The 18,922-nt window shown below is 45.9% G+C and carries 15 protein-coding genes and 1 pseudogene; 11 read left to right on the forward strand and 5 right to left on the reverse strand.

All coding sequences use genetic code 11. From position 1 onward, the window contains the following. Positions 1-28: 28 nt before the first annotated feature. The 3 genes from AACV78_RS17025 to AACV78_RS17035 are packed head-to-tail and all read right to left on the reverse strand — an operon-like array spanning position 29 to position 2,687. Positions 29-1,660 (reverse strand): Hsp70 family protein, encoded by a 1,632-nt coding sequence (locus tag AACV78_RS17025; protein WP_194009391.1) that lies wholly within the window; start codon positions 1,658-1,660, stop codon positions 29-31. Positions 1,661-1,680: 20 nt separating this feature from the next. After that, entirely contained in the window at positions 1,681-2,463 is a 783-nt protein-coding gene (locus AACV78_RS17030; protein ID WP_194009390.1) for an XRE family transcriptional regulator, read from the reverse strand. 11 nt (positions 2,464-2,474) lie between these two features. Next, positions 2,475-2,687 (reverse strand): DUF2997 domain-containing protein, encoded by a 213-nt coding sequence (locus AACV78_RS17035; protein ID WP_194009389.1) that lies wholly within the window; start codon positions 2,685-2,687, stop codon positions 2,475-2,477. Between the two features lie 71 nt (positions 2,688-2,758). Between AACV78_RS17035 and AACV78_RS17040 the strand changes: the two genes are divergently transcribed. Continuing rightward, positions 2,759-3,784 (forward strand): threonine aldolase family protein, encoded by a 1,026-nt coding sequence (locus tag AACV78_RS17040; RefSeq protein ID WP_194009388.1) that lies wholly within the window; start codon positions 2,759-2,761, stop codon positions 3,782-3,784. A gap of 648 nt (positions 3,785-4,432) precedes the next feature. Here AACV78_RS17040 and AACV78_RS17045 read toward each other — a convergent pair. After that, the gene (locus AACV78_RS17045; protein ID WP_194009387.1) at positions 4,433-4,831 is read right to left on the reverse strand and encodes a DUF4112 domain-containing protein; all 399 of its coding nucleotides are present in this window, start codon (positions 4,829-4,831) and stop codon (positions 4,433-4,435) included. A gap of 71 nt (positions 4,832-4,902) precedes the next feature. After that, positions 4,903-5,241: a winged helix-turn-helix transcriptional regulator gene (locus AACV78_RS17050; protein WP_194009386.1), complete on the reverse strand. Its 339-nt coding sequence runs from the start codon at positions 5,239-5,241 to the stop codon at positions 4,903-4,905. Between the two features lie 229 nt (positions 5,242-5,470). On the opposite strand from AACV78_RS17050, the gene AACV78_RS17055 reads away from it, so the two are divergent. The 10 genes and pseudogenes from AACV78_RS17055 to AACV78_RS17100 all read left to right on the forward strand — a co-directional run bounded on the left by AACV78_RS17055 (position 5,471) and on the right by AACV78_RS17100 (position 18,861). Beyond that, complete coding sequence (locus AACV78_RS17055) at positions 5,471-6,169, forward strand: pirin family protein (protein WP_194009385.1); 699 nt, start codon at positions 5,471-5,473, stop codon at positions 6,167-6,169. 297 nt (positions 6,170-6,466) lie between these two features. Then, the gene (locus AACV78_RS17060; RefSeq protein ID WP_194012473.1) at positions 6,467-6,673 is read left to right on the forward strand and encodes a hypothetical protein; all 207 of its coding nucleotides are present in this window, start codon (positions 6,467-6,469) and stop codon (positions 6,671-6,673) included. A 162-nt stretch (positions 6,674-6,835) separates the two neighbouring features. Further along, the gene (locus AACV78_RS17065) at positions 6,836-8,503 is read left to right on the forward strand and encodes a WD40 domain-containing protein (protein ID WP_194012474.1); all 1,668 of its coding nucleotides are present in this window, start codon (positions 6,836-6,838) and stop codon (positions 8,501-8,503) included. An 87-nt stretch (positions 8,504-8,590) separates the two neighbouring features. After that, positions 8,591-9,235 (forward strand): Uma2 family endonuclease, encoded by a 645-nt coding sequence (locus AACV78_RS17070; protein WP_194012475.1) that lies wholly within the window; start codon positions 8,591-8,593, stop codon positions 9,233-9,235. 252 nt (positions 9,236-9,487) lie between these two features. Beyond that, positions 9,488-10,546 (forward strand): annotated as a pseudogene (locus AACV78_RS17075) (ABC transporter ATP-binding protein); the annotation flags it as partial. 2,214 nt (positions 10,547-12,760) lie between these two features. Beyond that, complete coding sequence (locus AACV78_RS17080; protein ID WP_194012477.1) at positions 12,761-13,552, forward strand: ABC transporter permease; 792 nt, start codon at positions 12,761-12,763, stop codon at positions 13,550-13,552. A gap of 189 nt (positions 13,553-13,741) precedes the next feature. Further along, a complete protein-coding gene (locus tag AACV78_RS17085) occupies positions 13,742-14,641 on the forward strand; it encodes an Rpn family recombination-promoting nuclease/putative transposase (protein ID WP_194012478.1) in 900 nt (299 codons plus the stop codon). 43 nt (positions 14,642-14,684) lie between these two features. Beyond that, entirely contained in the window at positions 14,685-16,682 is a 1,998-nt protein-coding gene (locus AACV78_RS17090) for a Gldg family protein (RefSeq protein WP_194012479.1), read from the forward strand. Positions 16,683-16,838: 156 nt separating this feature from the next. After that, positions 16,839-17,543 carry a DUF4340 domain-containing protein gene (locus AACV78_RS17095; RefSeq protein ID WP_228042305.1) on the forward strand — a complete coding sequence of 235 codons (705 nt, stop codon included), beginning with the start codon at positions 16,839-16,841 and terminating at the stop codon, positions 17,541-17,543. Between the two features lie 187 nt (positions 17,544-17,730). Then, positions 17,731-18,861: an ABC transporter ATP-binding protein gene (locus AACV78_RS17100; RefSeq protein ID WP_194012480.1), complete on the forward strand. Its 1,131-nt coding sequence runs from the start codon at positions 17,731-17,733 to the stop codon at positions 18,859-18,861. Positions 18,862-18,922 lie beyond the last annotated feature (61 nt).

An 18,922-nucleotide genomic window follows, 5' to 3' on the forward strand; every position in this document is an offset into this window, starting at 1 on the left:
CGTCAAATCCTATCTAAAAATTGTATCATTATTGCAGTTTGGCGATCGCCCCTTTAGCCACCAACACCTCACCAGTCACCAAATCCCGCACCGTCGCCAACAAAACCCGCCTTTCATCCACCTCAAAACTCACCGAAACCCTATCAATTCCCAACACCCCAGGCGGATTCAAATGCGCCACACAAACCTCCTGATGGTGGCTTTCCAAAGAGCGAAAATCCGTGTGTTTGTTGAGCAAACTGCTAGTCATTTGCCCTTTTTCATTAAAAATAACCTCCGCTTGCGACACCTCCGCAACTTCCCCAATATCTAACCGAATCTCCCTTTGTCCTTCAATCGCCACTTGCAGCGTCAACTCTTCAGAACTTTGACAAGGATACTTCATTTCCTTGCTAAAAATCGACCAATAACTATAAACTTTAGCATAAGGTTCCCAGAGACGAATGGCATAGCTGTGGCGCAAATAATCGTCAACACTCACTAACTGTGTGAGCGCTAAAGCACCGTGCGCCACAGCTTCAAAAGGTCGATCGATTTTAACTTTTTGTCGCCCAAAATAGGAAATAACTAAGTTAGACACAGCCGGAATTAGAGAAGTTCCTCCTACGAGCAAAACCTGTTCGATATCTGCTTTGCCGATACCTTTTCCCTGGGCAATACTCAGCACTTCATCTAAAGCTTCTCGAAACTGTTCTAACAACTGCCGAAATTCCAAAATCTCTGCAAGCTTTTCTCGGTTTAGCACCAAGTCGTAAGATATAAAATTTTCATCATCAAACCAACTTTCCTTCGCTTCATTAACTTGAGAAAGTTGAATCTTTAACTTTTCTGCTATTTCTAATAAATTTTGCCAACCAACCCCGCCAACTTCGGCCCGCGACGAACCAATTTGCTGCAAATAATCTTCGACAATCCAGATATCAATATCTTCGCCGCCAACATAAGCATCTGATTTTGCTACGACTTCGGCCCGCACCCCCCCCAGCCCCCCCTTGCTAAGGGTGGGAGCGAGATTTTCTACTTTATTGCTAAGGGTTGGTAAAGGGGATGTTACAGCAGTCCGAACCAAACTTAAGTCTAAAGTTCCGCCGCCAAAATCGATTACTAAAACTAGAGAACCGGGACGTTTAACTGCATATCCCAGGGCGGCGGCTGTAGATTCATCGATTAGCTGAACTTCCGCAACTCCGAGAAATTCTGCCAAGTCGCGAAACCAATCTAGATATCGCTCAAATGCTCCGACTGGGACTGTAAAAATTATTTTATATGGATGTATATTTTGCTCAAATAATTGTTTCCAGATACTTATTACAAATTGTTTTGCTACTGATTCAGGCGTGTAGGTTACACCGTCGATATTGCGGGATGGCGGCTGAAAATCGGCGACCAAATCGCGTTTAAAAGCTTTGAAAAAACGCTCTGGTTGCGATTTTTCCAAACGCTGAGACCGCACTTTTTCTCCCACTACCAACTCTCCGGCATTTTTCACAAACACCAAAGTCGGAATTACAGGTATTTCTCGGATATCTCCGCTCGAATGCTTCGTTTTGAAGATGCGGGACATTTCGCCTAATCTCAAAGTTTCCGGTGTTTGGGTGTCCGGGTTGAGAATGCAAACAACCGTGTTGCTAGTCCCGAAGTCAATTGCGATTGCAACCATGTAAATTTTAGATTTTAAATTTAAGTTTGTATAGCCGCTGGCAGGGTACGGCTAACTTTGGCAGGAGTAAGAATTTGCTCTCCATTCCGATAGCCGACAAACCGAATATATACTAATTCTCCTTCTGTTATATCTTTGACATCCGGCTGGTGCAACTGCGGATTGTAAGTCACTTGTTCCCAAGCTGAACCAATGGTTTCAAAATCCCAACTCGACAAGAGATTTTCTAAGGGCGTAAACAAAGCGGAGAGATTTTTTGCGCGCATATTCGGCTTGGCTTCTGCCATTTTGCGGGCGGCGGGATAGGTAATTAACAAAGTTTGCAACTGTTCAAAGGTGGCGCGGCGAAAATCGGCAGTTAGTTGAGTTTTTTGCTGCTGCAATTCTTCTCGCAGCCGGAAACACTGCTGTCTCAATTCTTCAATTTCGTTGGGATTAGTGGTGATTGTCGCCGATACGGGCAGTGCGCTAAGAGTGCGATCGAATTCTGGGAAATTCAAATTCAGCACTGTTGCCAGCCGCCTCAGTTGGTCTAGCGTGAGTTTTCCCACGTCTCCCTGTCGCACTAAGCGCACCCCGAAACGACTTAAGCCAGCTTTCTCGCCCAAGTCTTGCCAATCGAGAATCTCTAGCTGATTCATGCGTTCCCGCAGAATTGTATCGTACTTAAACTCGATCGCATCTCCCGCCTCCGATGCAGCATAAAGGTAAACTAAAATTAGAAAAATGCCCCCCACAGCTAGCGCCATACTAAAGGCCGGGACTGTTGTTGTCTCTATTGTTACGCCCAGGAAATAAAACATAGTTAATTTTTCTAAACTTGTTTTAACGTCTGCGTTTGTTCGGCGATAGAATTTTCTTCGCCTTGATAGTATTCTGGTAGCAACTCTTGAGATTCTACTTTTCCCAGAGCTTTTTCAATTCCGGCGGTGGTTTCAGTACAGCTTGCACCAGTGGCGTTGAGGACGGTTTCGGTAATTTTACCGTCTTTGCCGATGCGGTATTCTATTTGGCGGTACTCTGCCATAGTTCTCTTGCTTTGATACTTAAATTTTGACTGTTGAGTTATATTATAGATGCTGTTTACCAATTATTCAAATGAATTTTTGTAGCGACAATGCCACTGGGGTTTCGCAGGAAATTATGACCGCGATTGCAGCGGCGAATTGCGGTGCAGTGATGTCTTACGGAGATGATGAATATACAGAACGTTTGCAAGTTAAATTTTCCGATTTGTTCGAGACATCCGTGACAGTTTTTCCCGTAGCAACCGGTTCCGCTGCTAATGCTCTAGCCCTGGCGGTGATGACTCCGACCTACGGCGCTGTTTACTGTCACGCCCAATCTCATATTAATCTGGATGAATGTGGCGCGCCGGAGTTTTTTACGGGCGGTGCAAAGTTAGTAACACTAACAGGAAATCATGCTAAAATAGAGGCAGAGACTTTAGGTGAAATAGTCGATCGCGCTGGTGCAGGTGTCGTCCACCACGTACAGCCCGCAGCCGTCAGTATCACACAAGCCACAGAAGCCGGCACAGTCTACCATCCAGCGGAAATTGCCCGCATTTCCGAGATTGTTCGCAGCCACAATTTGCACCTGCACATGGATGGTGCTCGCTTTGCCAACGCTGTTGCCAGTTTGGGCTGTTCTCCTGCAGATATCACTTGGCGCGCCGGCGTGGATGTCCTATCATTTGGAGCGACCAAAAACGGAGCAATGGCTGCCGAAGCAGTAGTCTTTTTCAATCACAAACTGGCAAAAACTTTTCCTTTTTACCGCAAGCGCAGCGGGCATCTGTTCTCCAAAATGCGATTTTTGTCCGCGCAGTTAGAAGCATACATTACCGATAATCTGTGGCTAAAAAATGCGGCTCATGCTAATACAATGGCTGCTAAATTAGCCGCAGATTTGGCGGGAGTTGAGAAAGTCAAGTTTTGCCATCCTGTGGAAGCCAACGAAATTTTTATGCAGATTCCAGAATCTGTAATTACAGCAGTTTTAGCTGAGGGTTTTCTGTTTTATCGCTGGGATAAATGTACTGTTAGACTGGTAACAGCTTTTAATACTAAAGAAGAAGATATTATTGCTTTAGTGGAAGCTATTAAACGCCATTCTGCATAAAGTATAGTTGGGTAATAGCGGATGAATTGAGTTTTTTTATAATAATAAATATTTCGGTAAATCCGCTCTAACAGATTTTTATAATTCGGTAAGAGGTGGATTAACCAATAATCTCAAACCGTACAAATAGATTAGTAGTTAGTAGGGTCTGTCAGCTAGAGTTAGTTTTTAAGAGATAATTGAGAGTTCAAGAACTGATACCAATTCCGGTTGCACTCTTTATGATGTTAACAGTGAATAGAGAGGATTTGATATAGCGGTTCTCACAAAAGTGAGGAGAGCCTCATGCCCACGGCGGCCTATGCCCTATCCCGGATAGTACCTCATATGAGAGCTTGAAAGGCTATATCATATCAATTCCGTTAGCATCGAAATTATTCATTTCTCTCTGACCTCTCTGTGTTCTCTGTGTTCTCTGTGGTTAAATCATTCCGATGCAACCGGAAACGATATCACGCATCTGAAAGCTAGGGAGTGCGTCAGTTCCTGCAATTTAAAACAAGCCTCTCGACTTCTACTGACGCACCCTACAACTAATATCTTGAACTACGGTTTGACGGAAAAATTTTAGGTTGAAATTTATCGTTTGGTGGGAGGCAGATTTTTGATATTGTTGGTGAGAGTTAGAGATGATTCGTGAACTCGCCCCTACAATTTAATCGATTTAGGAAGAGGTTCTGCAACCGCAACTAATTCCGGTTCCTCTACTTCGATATGTGCTTCTAAAAGCGCCAAATTTCTCATGTTGGATTTATAAAAAGCATCGAATATATCTCCGATTAAAGGTACTGAACCCACGACGGCCTCTAAACTGATATTGTAAATCATTTTTCCGAGGGTTTTGGGCGGGATTTTGAATTGAGTGGCTAAATAAATTAGGTATGCGGAAAACGCGGTATCTACGAGATCCCCAGCACCCGGAACTAAACCGATAAGGGGGTCTAAACCAATGCGAAATTTAGTGCCGGGGATGCCAATGGCGGTATCCATCAGGCGGCTGAGTTTGCGGATGCGGTTGAGGGTAGCGAGACGCTCTATTTTGTTCATATTAGTATTGTTGAATTAGTTTTAAAATTTGCAATCAGTCGCAAGACGGAAAAAAAACATCAAGAAACCGCTCATCTTCCATCTTCGCTAATATGCTGAATTCCCCATTCGTGCATGGCATTAATAATCGGTTTGAGACTTTCGCCCAAAGGCGTTAGCGAATATTCAACTTTTGGCGGCACTTGCAGGTAAATTTCCCGGTGCACAATTCCGTCTGATTCCATTTCCCGCAGTTGCTGCGTCAGCATCTTCTGAGTAATGCCGTTGACAGCTCGCTGCAGCTCGTTAAAGCGCTTGACTCTTTGAAACAACTCCCGCAGAATCAAGACTTTCCAGCGCCCGCCAATCACCTCTAGAGTGCGTTCTACAGGGCAATTTGCCCGATCGACCTTTACTTCTGTGACTTGCATAGTATCTTTTTGGTAAGTACCGCACTTTTAAGTGCGTACTTTCCATAATAGCTTGACTAGGTTTAAAGTAGAAGTATCTCAGAAACACTGATAAAGTTCACTGATACCAGTTTCGTAAAAGAATGGAAATGCAGGCCCGTACTCGGAACCACGAGCGACCTCAGTCATTCCCAATTCTTCAATCTAAAATCTAAAATCTAAAATCTAAAATCGCAGGAGGATTCAGAAAATGATTACCGTCAGAAAAAGTGAAGCAAGAGGACACGCAAATCACGGTTGGCTGGACAGTTACCACACATTTTCTTTTGCCAGCTATTACGATCGCAATTATATGAATTTTCGCTCGTTGCGGGTAATTAACGAGGATGTCGTTAGCCCCGGTAAAGGTTTCGGAACTCACGGACATAAGGACATGGAAATTATCACCTATGTACTGGAAGGAGCATTAGAACACAAAGACAGTTTGGGAACCGGTGCAGCAATCAAACCCGGTGAAGTGCAGCGGATGAGTGCAGGTACTGGTATCCAGCACAGCGAGTTCAATCACTCGCAAACAGAGCCTGTTCATTTGCTACAAATTTGGCTGTTACCAGATACAAATGACTTGCAACCGAGTTACGAACAACGGGAATTTCCCCTAGCCGAAAGGCGCGGACAACTGCGGCTTGTGGCGGCGCGCGATGCGAGAGATGGTGCGGTGAAAGTGCATCAAGATGTCGATTTGTATGCGGCGGTTTTGGATAAAAATTCGCGGGTTTCTCATACTTTGCAGCCAAATCGCCATGCTTGGGTGCAAGTTGCTCGCGGCGCTGTTTTGCTCAACGGTTTGAGTTTAGGAAAAGGTGACGGTGCGGCGGTTAGCGATGAGGCTGAGTTGGTGATTGAAGCGGCGGAAGATGCGGAATTTTTGCTGTTTGATTTGGCATGATATTGCATACTGTACATACTAAGTAAGGTACGCAATACATACCTTACTTAGTTATGAATAGTGATAGGTAATACCAATTTAATAAAGTAGTGCTAGATATTACCCCCCCAACCCCCCCCGCGAGTTCGGGGGGGCTAAAACTTCATCCATGCCACATCTTTAAAAAAATGGTATAAGGTACGCAATGCCCACACTACTTAGTATGGGTTACTACTTAGGAAATAAGTAAATAGGAGGAAGAAAATAACTTTTATTTGTGCTATTTCTTCTAAGAGTAATTGCTGAGGATAAATTTTTATGCAACAAAAACCGATAGCCCGCAAGCACCTTGTTTTGAGCCCGATCACCGGTATAGCAGTCGGCGCGATCGCGGGCGCAGCCCTCGGCTGGATAGCTAATGGCTATTATACTGAGCAGCGTTTGGCTCAAATTTTGATTTGCCGAGAAAAGAATAGAGATAAGCCAGTTGCTATTGTTGAGTCTATTTGCGGTTCCCGATTCTAAATTTTTCTGCTAGCGAGAGGGCTGTGTCAAATATTGTGAGGCGGGTGCGGATGTTGAAAGTTCGATCGCCCAAAACACTCTTCCATCCTCAACCGTCAACGCGCCACAAACCGGAAAAGTTATCCGTCCGTTGATAGGTGGGTATGTTAAATTGACACAATCATGAACTACAGCAGAACAATTCCGGCTATTTTGAGTGCTACGATCGCCCTAAGCTCGTTAGCGGAGCCCTCGAAGAGGATCGCCCTAATTCCACTCACATCACCTCAAATCGCCCTAGCCTTAACCGCCGACGCAGTAAAAACCGTCGCCAAACAAATTACCGTCCGCATCCAAGGGCCAAAAGGCGGTTCAGGAGTAATTTTAGAGAAACAAGGTAGCACATACTATATCCTCACAAACTGGCACGTTGTCGATAAAGCAGGGGATTACGAAGTTGTAACACCCGACGGTGTAGCTCACTCTGTATACTACAGCCTCGTGCGGCGAGTGCCGGGGATGGACTTAGCCGTAGTGCCCTTCAGCAGCCCTCAAACCTACCGCCTCGCTCAATTAGCCAATTCCGCAGCAACCAAGGGAAACAAAGCCTATGTAGCCGGCTGGCCTGCATCCGGCGGTTCCCTGAGACAGCCGATTTTCATCGCCACCGAAGGTCAGCTTACCGGCCGCCAGACTCCCTGGAACGGTTATACTTTGGTATACAATAACTTAGTGAGAGCGGGGATGAGCGGCGGGCCCGTACTCGACGATGCGGGGCGAGTTGTGGCAATTAACGGCATTGTCAGGCTAGAAGAAAATTCGGATAAAATCGTGGCGGCGGGGATAGAAATCAATACTTTCATGAAATGGCGATCGGCTGTTTCCCTGCCGGTAGTTCCCCAATCTCCCACAGCCGGAAACCCGAAAACTCCTGTTAATAATGCGCCTCGGAAGCCGGGAAGCGCGAGATCCTTTGTCGCCACAAATAGCCTCAAAGGATCTTCAGAAGTTGTGAGTTCCCTTGCCCTAGCTTCAGCTTATTTTACTACAGGAAATAGCAACGGCACAATCTCAGTTTGGAATTTTTCCGACGGGCAATTAAAAACTACCCTGCAAGGACACACAGAAGCCGTAAATTCACTCGCAGCTAGTGCGGACGGAAAAGTGTTAGCTAGCGGCAGCGACGACAAAACAGTAAAAATTTGGAATTTAGAAACAGGCGCGGTTGTACGCACTTTGAGCGGGCATTCCGGTGCTGTTTCCAGCGTTGCCATCAGTCCCGACGGCTTGTTTGTCGCGAGTGGCAGTTGGGATAAAACTGTGAAGATTTGGAATGCCAAAACTGGGGAATTGCTGCGGACTTTAACCGGCCATTCTGGACTGGTGAATGCTGTAGCGATTAGCCCGGACAGCAAAATTTTAGCTAGCGGCGGTAAAGACGGTTCAATTAGGTTGTGGAATTTAGCAACAGGTCAACTAATTCGCACGATTGCTGGCAAAAATTTATCTGTTTTGTCCCTAGTTTTTACTCCTGATGGGAAAACTTTGGCTGCGGGAAACAGTAACGGGACAATTGGGTTGTGGAATGTCGGAAACGGGCAGTTAATTCGGCGCTTAAGCGGGCATACTGATGGGGTTTGGTCGCTGGCAATCAGTCGGGATGGAAGTATACTGGTTAGCGGGAGTTGGGATAAGAGCGTGAAATTGTGGGATGTGCGATCGGGCGAATTGAAAGGTAATTTGAGCGGACATTCGGGCTATGTTACGGCTGTGGGAATTAGTGCAGATGCTAAGACTATTGTGAGTGCGGGTTGGTTGGGGGAAATTAAGATTTGGAAAAGGGGAAATTGAGCGGGCGATCGAATGTGCTACGATTAAATGAGAGCGTCATTGAATAACACAAATAGTCACCCAAACTGTCTAATCAAAAGGTGAAAAATGAGTACAACAACTAAATTACCTACAGACACCTGGGTGGTAGCAACATGGGAAGAATTCATCGCAATGGCAGATGACCCAGCTTACAATAAAGCCAAATGCTACTACCGCAACGGACAAATGAGGATTGAAACTATGTCTGTAGGGCCAGATCATTCACGAGATAATGCGATCGCACTTTTCGCAATCAACCTATTTTGTACTATCAAAGGTATCTCTCTTAACGGATTGGATAACTGTAGTTACAGGAAAACAGGAGTGCGAGAGTGTCAGCCAGACGTATCATACTATATCGGAGAAAGAGCGCAATTAGCACCGAGGGGAACTTCGATCGCAAGTCTTGACGTTACCCCACCGCCAGATTTAGTCATAGAAGTTGCTGATTCTACTTTGGCTGATGATATTGGTGAAAAACGGTTGCTTTACGAAGAGCTAAAAGTCGCTGAATATTGGGTACTAGACGTGCAAAAATCCGAAATTATTGCCTTTGCTATTATTGCTGATAATGGCAGTCGGCGGATTGTGCGATCGGAAGTTTTGCCGGGATTAACTATTGCTTTGTTGGAAGAGGCTTTGCGGCGGAGTCGCACTCAAGATCAAGCACAAGTAGGAAATTGGCTGTTAACTCAATTTCAGCAACCATAAATTTGCAAAAGCAATCTCAGCCTTAGCCGAAGCGAGACAACGGCAGCCCTAAACTGGTCGTGCGTTTCTCTGGTACGATCGCCACTTATGATAGATTTGGTTACGGCCGGACTACACTAAAAGACAAAATCAAATTAAAATTTGCGCCATAAATTCGATCGACCCCCACTGTTCGCGTGCTAAGACGCACAGCGCACAAGCGGTTGAGTCACATCTAAAATCTAAAATCTAAAATCGACTGGCTTCGGAAAAATGATAGAAGTAGAACACTTAAGCAAGGATTACGGTTCGACCGCAGCGATCGCGGACGTGTCCTTCTCGGTCGAATCAGGAGAAATTCTCGGTTTTTTGGGGCCCAACGGCGCAGGAAAAACCACAACCATGCGGATTTTGTCGGGATATTTGCCCGCCTCCAGCGGTACTGCCCGCATCGCCGGCCTCGACGTACACGAAAACTCTATGGAAGTCAGACAGCGCATCGGCTATCTGCCGGAAAACCCGCCGCTTTATCCAGAAATGACTGTGGAAGGGTTTCTGTTTTTTGTGGCCAGGATTAAGCAAGTACCGGCGGGCGATCGCGCGCAACGAGTCACATCCGCGATCGAGCGCTGCGGCCTGGTTGATAAGCGCAAAGTTTTAATCCGCAAACTTTCTAAAGGATTTCGGCAACGTGTCGGTATCGCCCAGGCGATCGTCCACGACCCGCCAGTGATTATCTTAGACGAACCAACCGTCGGCCTAGACCCCCGCCAAATCATTGAAGTCCGCAATCTCATCAAAAGCCTCGGCGGCGAGCACACAATCATCCTTTCCACCCACATTCTGCCGGAAGTCAGCATGACTTGCAACCGCGTCACCATCATCAATCGCGGTAAAATCGTCGCTGCGGGTACTCCCGAAAATTTGATGGGAGAGTTGGCCACCGGAGAAGGTTACGAAGTGGAAGTTGAAGGTGAGGCGGATTTGTTGAACAGTCTGCTGTTGCCTTCTTTGGAAAATGTGCAGGGAGTTCGATCGGTCGAATTAATCCCCAAGCAGCAATTTGTAGCAGGTCGTTACCACCTGCGGGCCTTGTGCGAATCGGACATAGAACCCGGACGAGAAATTGCCGCAGCTATTATCGCCTCTGGATTCGGACTCTGCGAAATGCGCCGCAATCAGGCTACTCTCGAAGATGTGTTTTTAAGGCTGACAGCAGCCCAAAATAAACCCGAAGAAACTCTTGTTCACAGCGAACCGGAGGTCGATAGAAATCTGCAAGCGACAGAAATTCAAGACTCGATCGCCGATGTTCATCAATCGGAATCGCAACCGATTGTGGAAAATCTGCCAGTTTCAGATAGGCTAGAGTCGCTCTATGATTCTCATTCAGCATCCGAACCTGTAGAAACAGTAGAGTCGATCGCACATCCTCAGCCTGAATCCCAGCCAATTGTCGAAACAGTAGAGTCGATCGCACATCCTCAGCCTGAATCCCAGCCAATTGTCGAAACAGTAGAGTCGATCGAGCTTTCTCAACCAGAACCGATTGTCGAAACAACAGAGTCGATCGAGCTTTCTCAACCAGAACCGATTGTCGAAACAACAGAGTCTAGAGAACATCCCGAACCAGAATCCATTGTCGAAACAACAGAGTCGATAAAAGGGAATCATCTCAGTTTGGGTGTCACAGGAACCCCAGCATCTGACTCGCCACAGATATCTAAACTAGCAAGCAGGATGCTCACTTTTGTAAAAAATATTTTTCACAAAAGTGAGAGACTCCCGATAGAACCTTCTCCACCAGCACCAGTTGGCGAAAATCTAGAAGTTGTAGAAACAGAAGAGTCGATCGCACATCCCGAACCAGAACCGATGGTCGAGTCGATCGCACATCCCGAACCAGAACCGATGGTCGAGTCGATCGCACATCCCGAACCAGAACCGATGGTCGAGTCGATCGAGCTTTCTCAACCAGAACCGATGGTCGAAAATCTGGCAATTGTCGAAATCGTAGAGTCGATCGCACATCCCGAACCAGAACCGGTTGTCGAGTCTAGAGAAATTTCTCAACCAGAACCGATTGTCGAAAATCTGGCAATTGTCGAAATCGTAGAGTCTAGAGAAATTTCTCAACCAGAACCGGTTGTCGAGTCGATCGAGCTTTCTCAACCAGAACCGATTGTCGAAAATCTGGCAATTGTCGAAATCGTAGAGTCTAGAGAAATTTCTCAACCAGAACCGGTTGTCGAGTCGATCGAGCTTTCTCAACCAGAACCGATTGTCGCAATTGTCGAGTCGATCGCACTTTCTCAACCAGAACAGATTGTCGAGTCAATAGCACTTTCTCAACCAGAACCAATTGTCGAAACAACAGAGTCGATCGCATTTTCTCAACCAGAACAGATTGTTGAAACAATAGAGATAATCAACGATTTAGAACCTGAAGTGCAATCAGTAGCACATTTTCTGGAACTTGTAGAAAGACAAGAATCTAGAGCAAATTTTCAACCAGAACCGATTGTCGAAAATCTCGAAATTCCACAAATCGTAGAATCTAGACAACCTTCTCAGCCAGAACCGATTGTCGAAAATCTCGAAATTCCACAAATCATAGAGTCGAGACAACCTTCTCAACCAGAACCGATTGTCGAAAATCTCGAAATTCCACAAATCGTAGAATCTAGAGAAATTTTTCAACCAGAACCGATTGTCGAAAATCTCGAAATTCCACAAATCGTAGAATCTAGAGAAATTTTTCAACCAGAACCGATTGTTGAAAATCTGCTGATTGTTGAAACAGTAGAGTCGATCGAGTATCCTCAACCAGAACCGGTTGTCGAAAATCTACTCATTGTTGAAACAGTAGAGTCGAGAGAAATTTCTCAACCAGAACCGATTGTCGAAAATCTGCTGATTGTTGAAACAGTAGAGTCGAGAGAAATTTCTCAACCAGAACCGATTGTCGAAAATCTCGAAATTCCACAAATCGTAGAATCTAGACAACCTTCTCAGCCCGAACCGATTGTCGAAAATCTCGAAATTCCACAAATCGTAGAATCTAGACAACCTTCTCAGCCCGAACCGATTGTTGAAAATCTCGAAATTCCACAAATCGTAGAATCTAGAGACATTTCTCAACCAGAAGCGATTGTCGAAAATCTCGAAATTCCACAAATCATAGAGTCGAGACAACCTTCTCAACCAGAACCGATTGTCGAAAATCTCGAAATTCCACAAATCATAGAGTCGAGACAACCTTCTCAACCAGAACCGATTGTCGAAAATATCCAAATTCCACAAATCGTAGAGTCGAGAGAAATTTCTCAACCAGAACCACCCCCAGTTGTAACAAACCGGAAGCTTAAAAAAAAGCCACAACCGACTAGCGATTCTCAACCAGAACCGCCACCCCTTACCAGAAAGCGACAAATAGAAAAAAGTCCCCAAAATACCAAAGACCGCGAACCAAACCCACCAGCCGACAAAACAGAATGAACCAATTACCAACTACCCAATCCCCAATCCCCAATTCCCAGGTTAGTAATGATTAGTAATATCATCGCCATTTATCGCAAAGAACTTCAAAGCTATTTTGCATCGCCATTAGCATACGCCATCGCCGCCGTCTTTTGGCTGATTACCGGCTACTTCTTAATCGCCATTCTCCTCGCCCCCGACGGGTTAATTCCCCAAATCGCCCAGCGAGATCAAATGGGAATTACCGAACCTCCCATCGACGTAGCCTACGAATTTCTCCAACTATTTCTGCGAATCATGGGTTCCCTTTCACTGTTCGTGCTACCCGCACTTTCAATGGGACTTTACGCAGAAGAACGCAAGCGCGGAACCCTAGAACTTTTAGCCACATCGCCCTTAACAAACTGGGCCGTTGCTACGGGCAAACTCCTCGGCGTTTTGACATTTTACACCACAATGTTGTTGCCTTTGCTCTTCTGCGAGGCGATCGCCCTCAGTTCATCAACCCCACCCGTACCCGCCGGTGTCCTCCTGTTAGGACACGGCGGCCTCATCCTCCTAGCAGCAGCAGTATTGTCCCTCGGAATGTTTATTTCCTCCCTCACAGACAGCACAATTTTATCCGCCATCCTCACCTTCACTCTAGTATTATTTCTGTGGGTAATTGATGCCGCCGCCGTCGGCATTAGCGGCCCCTTCGGAGTCGCATTAGCACAGTTATCGCTGCTAACACATTACACCAATCTTGTCAAGGGAGTTTTCGATACCAGCAGTTTAATTATGTTTGCCAGTTACATCATTCTAGGAGTATTTCTCACCGCCCAATCCATTGATGCCTTACGATATCAGCGTTCTTAGAAAGGGAAGGGAAAAGTGGGCGAGGGGGAGAGTGTGAGAGGGAGAGAGTGGGAGAGGGGGAGAGTGGGAGAATTGCTTAATTCCCAATTCCCAATTACTAATTCCCAATTCCCTGCTTGGCCAATGCCCAATTCCCTGGTTGGCCAATGACTAATTACTAATGTTAAATCCTACAAAGTACCTCAAACAATGAGATTGATAAATCCAAAAATAGACTTTGCGTTCAAAAAAATATTCGCTTCCAGCGACAGCAAAGACATCCTAATTAATTTTTTAAACGCCATCCTTTATGAAGCACAGCCAGTCATCGAAGACTTAGAAATAATCAAATCTCAACCAGGAAATCAAACTTTCGGAGTAGACACACAACTAGATGTCAAAGCCACAATAAACGGCGACCGAATCGCCCTCATTGAAATTCAAGTAATCAACGTCCCTTCCTTCGGAACCAGAGTTTTGTACAACGCGGCTAAAACCTACAGCCTGCAATTAACACGAGAAGAACGCTACGAAAGACTCAAAACAGTAATTTCTTTAAAAATTGCCGACTTTGAAATGTTTGGAAACCAACCCGAATTTCTGACGCGATTTGTTTTCAAAGAAAAAGAGCAACAGTTTGATTATCCCGATACTGAAATAGAATTAGTATTTATAGAACTGCCCAAATTCACTAAAGAATTAGCAGAATTAGAAACCACCGCAGACCGATGGATTTACCTTCTCAAAAACACCAGCACTTTGGATACAGTACCAGAAACACTGAGTGCAGTCCCCGAAATTGAGAAAGCTTTGAGAATGGCCAGCGAAGACAAGTTCACTGAAGAAGAATTAAATGAATTGCAGAACCAAGAACTGTGGATTGAAGACCAGCAGATTGCCATAGAGTTAGCAAAAGAACAGGTAACAAAAGCCGCTCATTTATCGTTAATTTTGCGTCAAATCGTGCGGCGTTTAGGCACAATCCAACCAGAAACCGAAAACTGCATCCGTCAATTAGGCGTGCAGGAATTACAAGAATTAGGAGATGCAGTCCTGGATTTTCAACAGCAGTCAGACTTAACAGCTTGGTTGCAGGCTAATGCAATATGAATAACATTCTCGAACCGGAAAATTATCGCCCCATATTTATGTTATGAAAATTAAGAAAACCAATTGGAAATACATTTTTTGGCTGGGCCCCCTCCTCATCGCAGCAGGTTTAACAGCAGCATTTGTATCCGCAGCATGGGAACCCCTGACAGTCGGTTTAGTTATTTCCGGAACGGTGACGATCGCACTTTGGCTGCTATATTTAACTCACGAACAAGGCTTTTGGGGGCAGCGTTCCACCCAAGCCGGCACCAACGCCCTAATTGCTACCATCGCAGTATTTGTGATTCTCGGAATAATTAACTTCATCGCATTTCGCTATCCCCTCCGCATCGACTTAACCGAAAGCCAACAGTTTACCCTCGCCCCCCAGACTAAACAAATACTGCAAAACCTCCAACAACCAGTCAAAGTATGGGTATTTGACCCCATTCAAAATCCCCAAACAAAAGAACTGCTACAAAGCTACAAACGCGAGGGAGGTTCTAAGTTCCAATACGAATTTGTAGACCCGCAGGCGCAACCGGGAAAAGCCAGGGAATTTAGCATTACCAGCATTGGAGAAGTTTACCTGCAATCCGGCGACAAAAAACAAGAGCTGCAAAAAGGCGGCACAGCTTTTGGTAGCGACCCAAATCAAGGTCTGTCAGAGATCAAACTTACCAATGGCTTAGAAGAAATTCTGAGCACTCGCGTTCCTACAGTTTACTTTTTGCAAGGTAAAGGAACGCGCCCGCTGAAAGAAGGTCAAGGCGGAATTGAGCAAGCCCAAAAAGCTCTGAAAGATAAATACTATAACGCCCAAACGCTAAATTTTGCCGAACGCCAAGAAGTTCCCGAAGATGCAGATGCTTTAATTATTGCTGGGCCAGAAAAACCGTTTATCGATGCAGAAATTAAAGCACTAAAAGCTTATCTCGATCGCGGCGGCAGTTTATTCTTAATGGTAGACCCAGCAATTAATACTGGATTGGACAAATTTCTGCAAGAATGGGGCCTAAAATTAGACACCCGTTTGGTCATCGATGCTTCCGGCACCGGTCAAAGATTCGGCCTGGGCCCGACGGTTCCCACAGTCAGGCGCTACGGCGACAATCCGATTACTAAAAGTTTCGGCACCGGCATTTCATTTTATCCGTTTGCGCGTGCTTTGGAAACCACGCCCGTAGCAGGGATAGAAGAACAACCGCTGCTGTGGACGAGTCAGGAAAGTTGGGCGGAAAGCGATTTGACGACTAAGAAATTGGAGTTCGATCAGAAGACCGATCGACAAGGCCCGTTATTATTAGGTGTGGCTTTAGTGCGATCGGGCGCTGACAGCACTCCCTTAAAACCGTCACCCTCGCCTTCCCCATCTCCAACAACTTCACCATCTCCGACAACATCACCATCTCCAACAACTTCACCATCTCCAACAACTTCACCATCTCCAACAACTTCACCATCTCCAACAACTTCGCCGACAGATTCTCCATCGCCGACAGATTCTCCATCTCCAACAACATCTCCATCTCCAACAACATCGCCATCTCCAACAACATCTCCATCTCCAACAACATCGCCGACAGCTTCCCCAATTAGCTACTCGGTGATTGTCTCCCAAGAAGCTACGCCGCCAGTATTACCGACAGCTTCCCCAACACCCACAACATCTCCCGAAAGTTCCCCAACGCCCACACCATCTCCCACAACATCTCCCACAACATCTCCCACAACATCTCCCACACCATCTCCGAAGCCAACCACAACTCCTTCTGTACCATCAAGTTCTCAAAAAACATCGCGCATGGTAGTAATTGGCACATCTCAATTTGTGACTAACGGTTGGTTTGAGCAACAACTCAATAGTGACGTATTTCTCAACTCTGTCAGTTGGTTGAGTAAACCAGACCAACAAAGCCTTTCTATAAGTCCGAAAAAATCTACCAACCGCCGCATTAATATGACTGTCCTCCAAATAGGATTGCTGATTTTAGCTTGGCTAATTTGGCCTTTACTCGGACTGGTAATAGGCGGCACTATTTGGTGGAAGAGAAGATAAATTAATTGACTGTTGTCAGTTGTCAGTTGTCAGTTGTCAGTTGTCAGTTGTCAGTGGGCAATTGTTAATTCTTTACTGTGGCTAATAACAAATAACCAATAACATTAATCAACAGTCAACAGTCAACAGTCAACAGTCAACAGTCAACAATGCCCAATGCCCAATTCCCTGTTTGGCCAATTCCCTGTTTGGCCAATTCCCAATGCCCAATTCCCAGTTATTATGAAATTGCAGAAAAATACATTTGTATTGATAGCCGTCGCGCTAAGCATGATTGGGTTCGTTTCTGTGTACGAAATGCAGGTGTCTCCCCAGCAGGAAGCGGCGAAGGAAAACAAACATAAAATTTTTAATTTTAAGTCCGATCGCATACAATTCTTTACAGTAAAAACTCCCGAAAGAATCTTGACTTTTGAGCGAGTTTATGCTACAAAAGGAGGCAAGTCTAGCTGGGAAATGAAATTGCCGGTGCAAGCGCACGCGAGTGAGGCTTCGGTGGATTTTTTGCTAGACAGGCTGGCGACAGGAAAGAGCGATCGCACGATTAATTCTACCGCGGCTAAACTCCCAGAATACGGTCTAGACAAACCGCAAGCTACAGTCACAGTCAAGCTGGACAACCAGGAAACTCACCGCCTAGTTTTAGGCAAAACAGACTTTAGCGGCCGCTTCTTGTACGCTCTAGCCAATCCGGGGGAAGCGCCCCCTCCAAATTCAGCCGAAAATTTGCCCGTGCTGCTAGTGCCTTTTGACTTTAAAAATGCTGTCAATCGACCTTTGTCAGAATGGAAAAAAGCAGAAGCACCCAAACCAGAGAAATCACCAACACCATCTCCTACTCCAAGTCCTGAGAATCAATAGTTGGGGAGTCGATCGAACTCGATCGCGCGACACAAAACATTCAGACTTACCCAAGAGCACTCTGAGATAGAATTGAAAGAACAAATTCCAAAACCTGTTACATCGAACATTCCTCGCCTAAAATACAGAAAAGTCTAAAGTTAAACTGTATTCAAGCGGCGTGCATTAACCCCAGGAAAGGGCGAATATGTTTCAGACAGCACTCAACCAAGGTACGACAGCAACGGATACAGCGCTTGACGTTGAACTCCGCAAGGTCTTTAAGGTATTTAACGGCGAAACCGCAGTTCGCGGAGTTGACATCAGCATTCGACAAGGAGAATTTTTTAGCATTCTCGGCCCCTCCGGCTGCGGTAAGACTACGACGCTGCGTTTAATCGCTGGCTTCGAGACTCCCTCGGCGGGCGAATTGATGATTCGCGGCCAGTCGATGACTAACACTCCAGCTTACCGCCGTCCGGTAAATACCGTGTTTCAAAGCTACGCTTTGTTCGGACACATGAATGTCTGGGACAATATCGCTTTTGGATTGCGGATTAAAAAGCTGGGGAAAACGGAAATAGAAGAACGGGTACGGGAAGTTTTGCAATTGGTGAAAATGGAATCTTTCGCCAATCGGTTTCCCGGTCAAATGTCGGGCGGCCAGCAGCAGCGGGTGGCTTTGGCGAGAGCTCTGGTAAATCGACCGGCGGTACTGCTGCTAGATGAACCGCTGGGGGCTCTAGATTTGAAGTTGCGGAAGCAGATGCAGTTGGAACTGTCGAATTTGCATCAAGAATTAGGCTTGACTTTTGTGATGGTGACTCACGATCAAGAAGAGGCGATGAGTCTGTCAGACAGGATTGCGGTGATGCACGAGGGCCGGATTGAGCAAATTGGCTCTCCAGAGGAAATTTATGAGTGTCCGCAGACGGCTTTTGTGGCGGATTTTATTGGGGATACGAATTTGTTTTCTGGTACGGTGGAGTCGATCGACCGATCGACTCTCACAGTTCGCACCTCGGCCAATCTGAAAATAATCGTTCAGCAGTCAGATATGTGGAATGGTGTCACAGGCGACTCTGTGGTGGTCAGCGTCCGACCGGAAAAAGTATATTTGAATCTATACCAGCCGGAAGTGTCGGTCAACTGTTTTGAAGGGCGGCTCAAAAATACTATGTATATGGGCACTCACGTTCATTACGTGGTTGAGTTGACTTCTGGCGATAAAATTACGGTGCGCCAGCCAAATACCGGCGGCTCTTTCCCAGACCAAAACACGCCGATTTATGCCTACTGGGGAACTACTGATTGCCTTGCTTTGGGCGATCGATCCTAATGAGGAAGAGGGGGAGAATGGGAGAATGGGAGAGAGGGAGAGGGGGAGAATGGGAGAGGGG

Source organism: Tychonema sp. LEGE 07196, assembly GCF_963890365.1.
Classification (GTDB): domain Bacteria; phylum Cyanobacteriota; class Cyanobacteriia; order Cyanobacteriales; family Microcoleaceae; genus Microcoleus.

Coding starts and splice junctions, on each gene's coding strand:
- AACV78_RS17080 (WP_194012477.1), top strand. CDS start 12,761: ATGATTAGTAATATCATCGCCATTTATCGCAAAGAACTTCAAAGCTAT.
- AACV78_RS17025 (WP_194009391.1), bottom strand. CDS start 1,660: ATGGTTGCAATCGCAATTGACTTCGGGACTAGCAACACGGTTGTTTGC.
- AACV78_RS17040 (WP_194009388.1), top strand. CDS start 2,759: ATGAATTTTTGTAGCGACAATGCCACTGGGGTTTCGCAGGAAATTATG.
- AACV78_RS17095 (WP_228042305.1), top strand. CDS start 16,839: ATGCCCAATTCCCTGTTTGGCCAATTCCCTGTTTGGCCAATTCCCAAT.
- AACV78_RS17065 (WP_194012474.1), top strand. CDS start 6,836: ATGAACTACAGCAGAACAATTCCGGCTATTTTGAGTGCTACGATCGCC.
- AACV78_RS17055 (WP_194009385.1), top strand. CDS start 5,471: ATGATTACCGTCAGAAAAAGTGAAGCAAGAGGACACGCAAATCACGGT.
- AACV78_RS17045 (WP_194009387.1), bottom strand. CDS start 4,831: ATGAACAAAATAGAGCGTCTCGCTACCCTCAACCGCATCCGCAAACTC.
- AACV78_RS17100 (WP_194012480.1), top strand. CDS start 17,731: ATGTTTCAGACAGCACTCAACCAAGGTACGACAGCAACGGATACAGCG.
- AACV78_RS17030 (WP_194009390.1), bottom strand. CDS start 2,463: ATGTTTTATTTCCTGGGCGTAACAATAGAGACAACAACAGTCCCGGCC.
- AACV78_RS17070 (WP_194012475.1), top strand. CDS start 8,591: ATGAGTACAACAACTAAATTACCTACAGACACCTGGGTGGTAGCAACA.
- AACV78_RS17060 (WP_194012473.1), top strand. CDS start 6,467: ATGCAACAAAAACCGATAGCCCGCAAGCACCTTGTTTTGAGCCCGATC.
- AACV78_RS17090 (WP_194012479.1), top strand. CDS start 14,685: ATGAAAATTAAGAAAACCAATTGGAAATACATTTTTTGGCTGGGCCCC.
- AACV78_RS17035 (WP_194009389.1), bottom strand. CDS start 2,687: ATGGCAGAGTACCGCCAAATAGAATACCGCATCGGCAAAGACGGTAAA.
- AACV78_RS17050 (WP_194009386.1), bottom strand. CDS start 5,241: ATGCAAGTCACAGAAGTAAAGGTCGATCGGGCAAATTGCCCTGTAGAA.
- AACV78_RS17085 (WP_194012478.1), top strand. CDS start 13,742: ATGAGATTGATAAATCCAAAAATAGACTTTGCGTTCAAAAAAATATTC.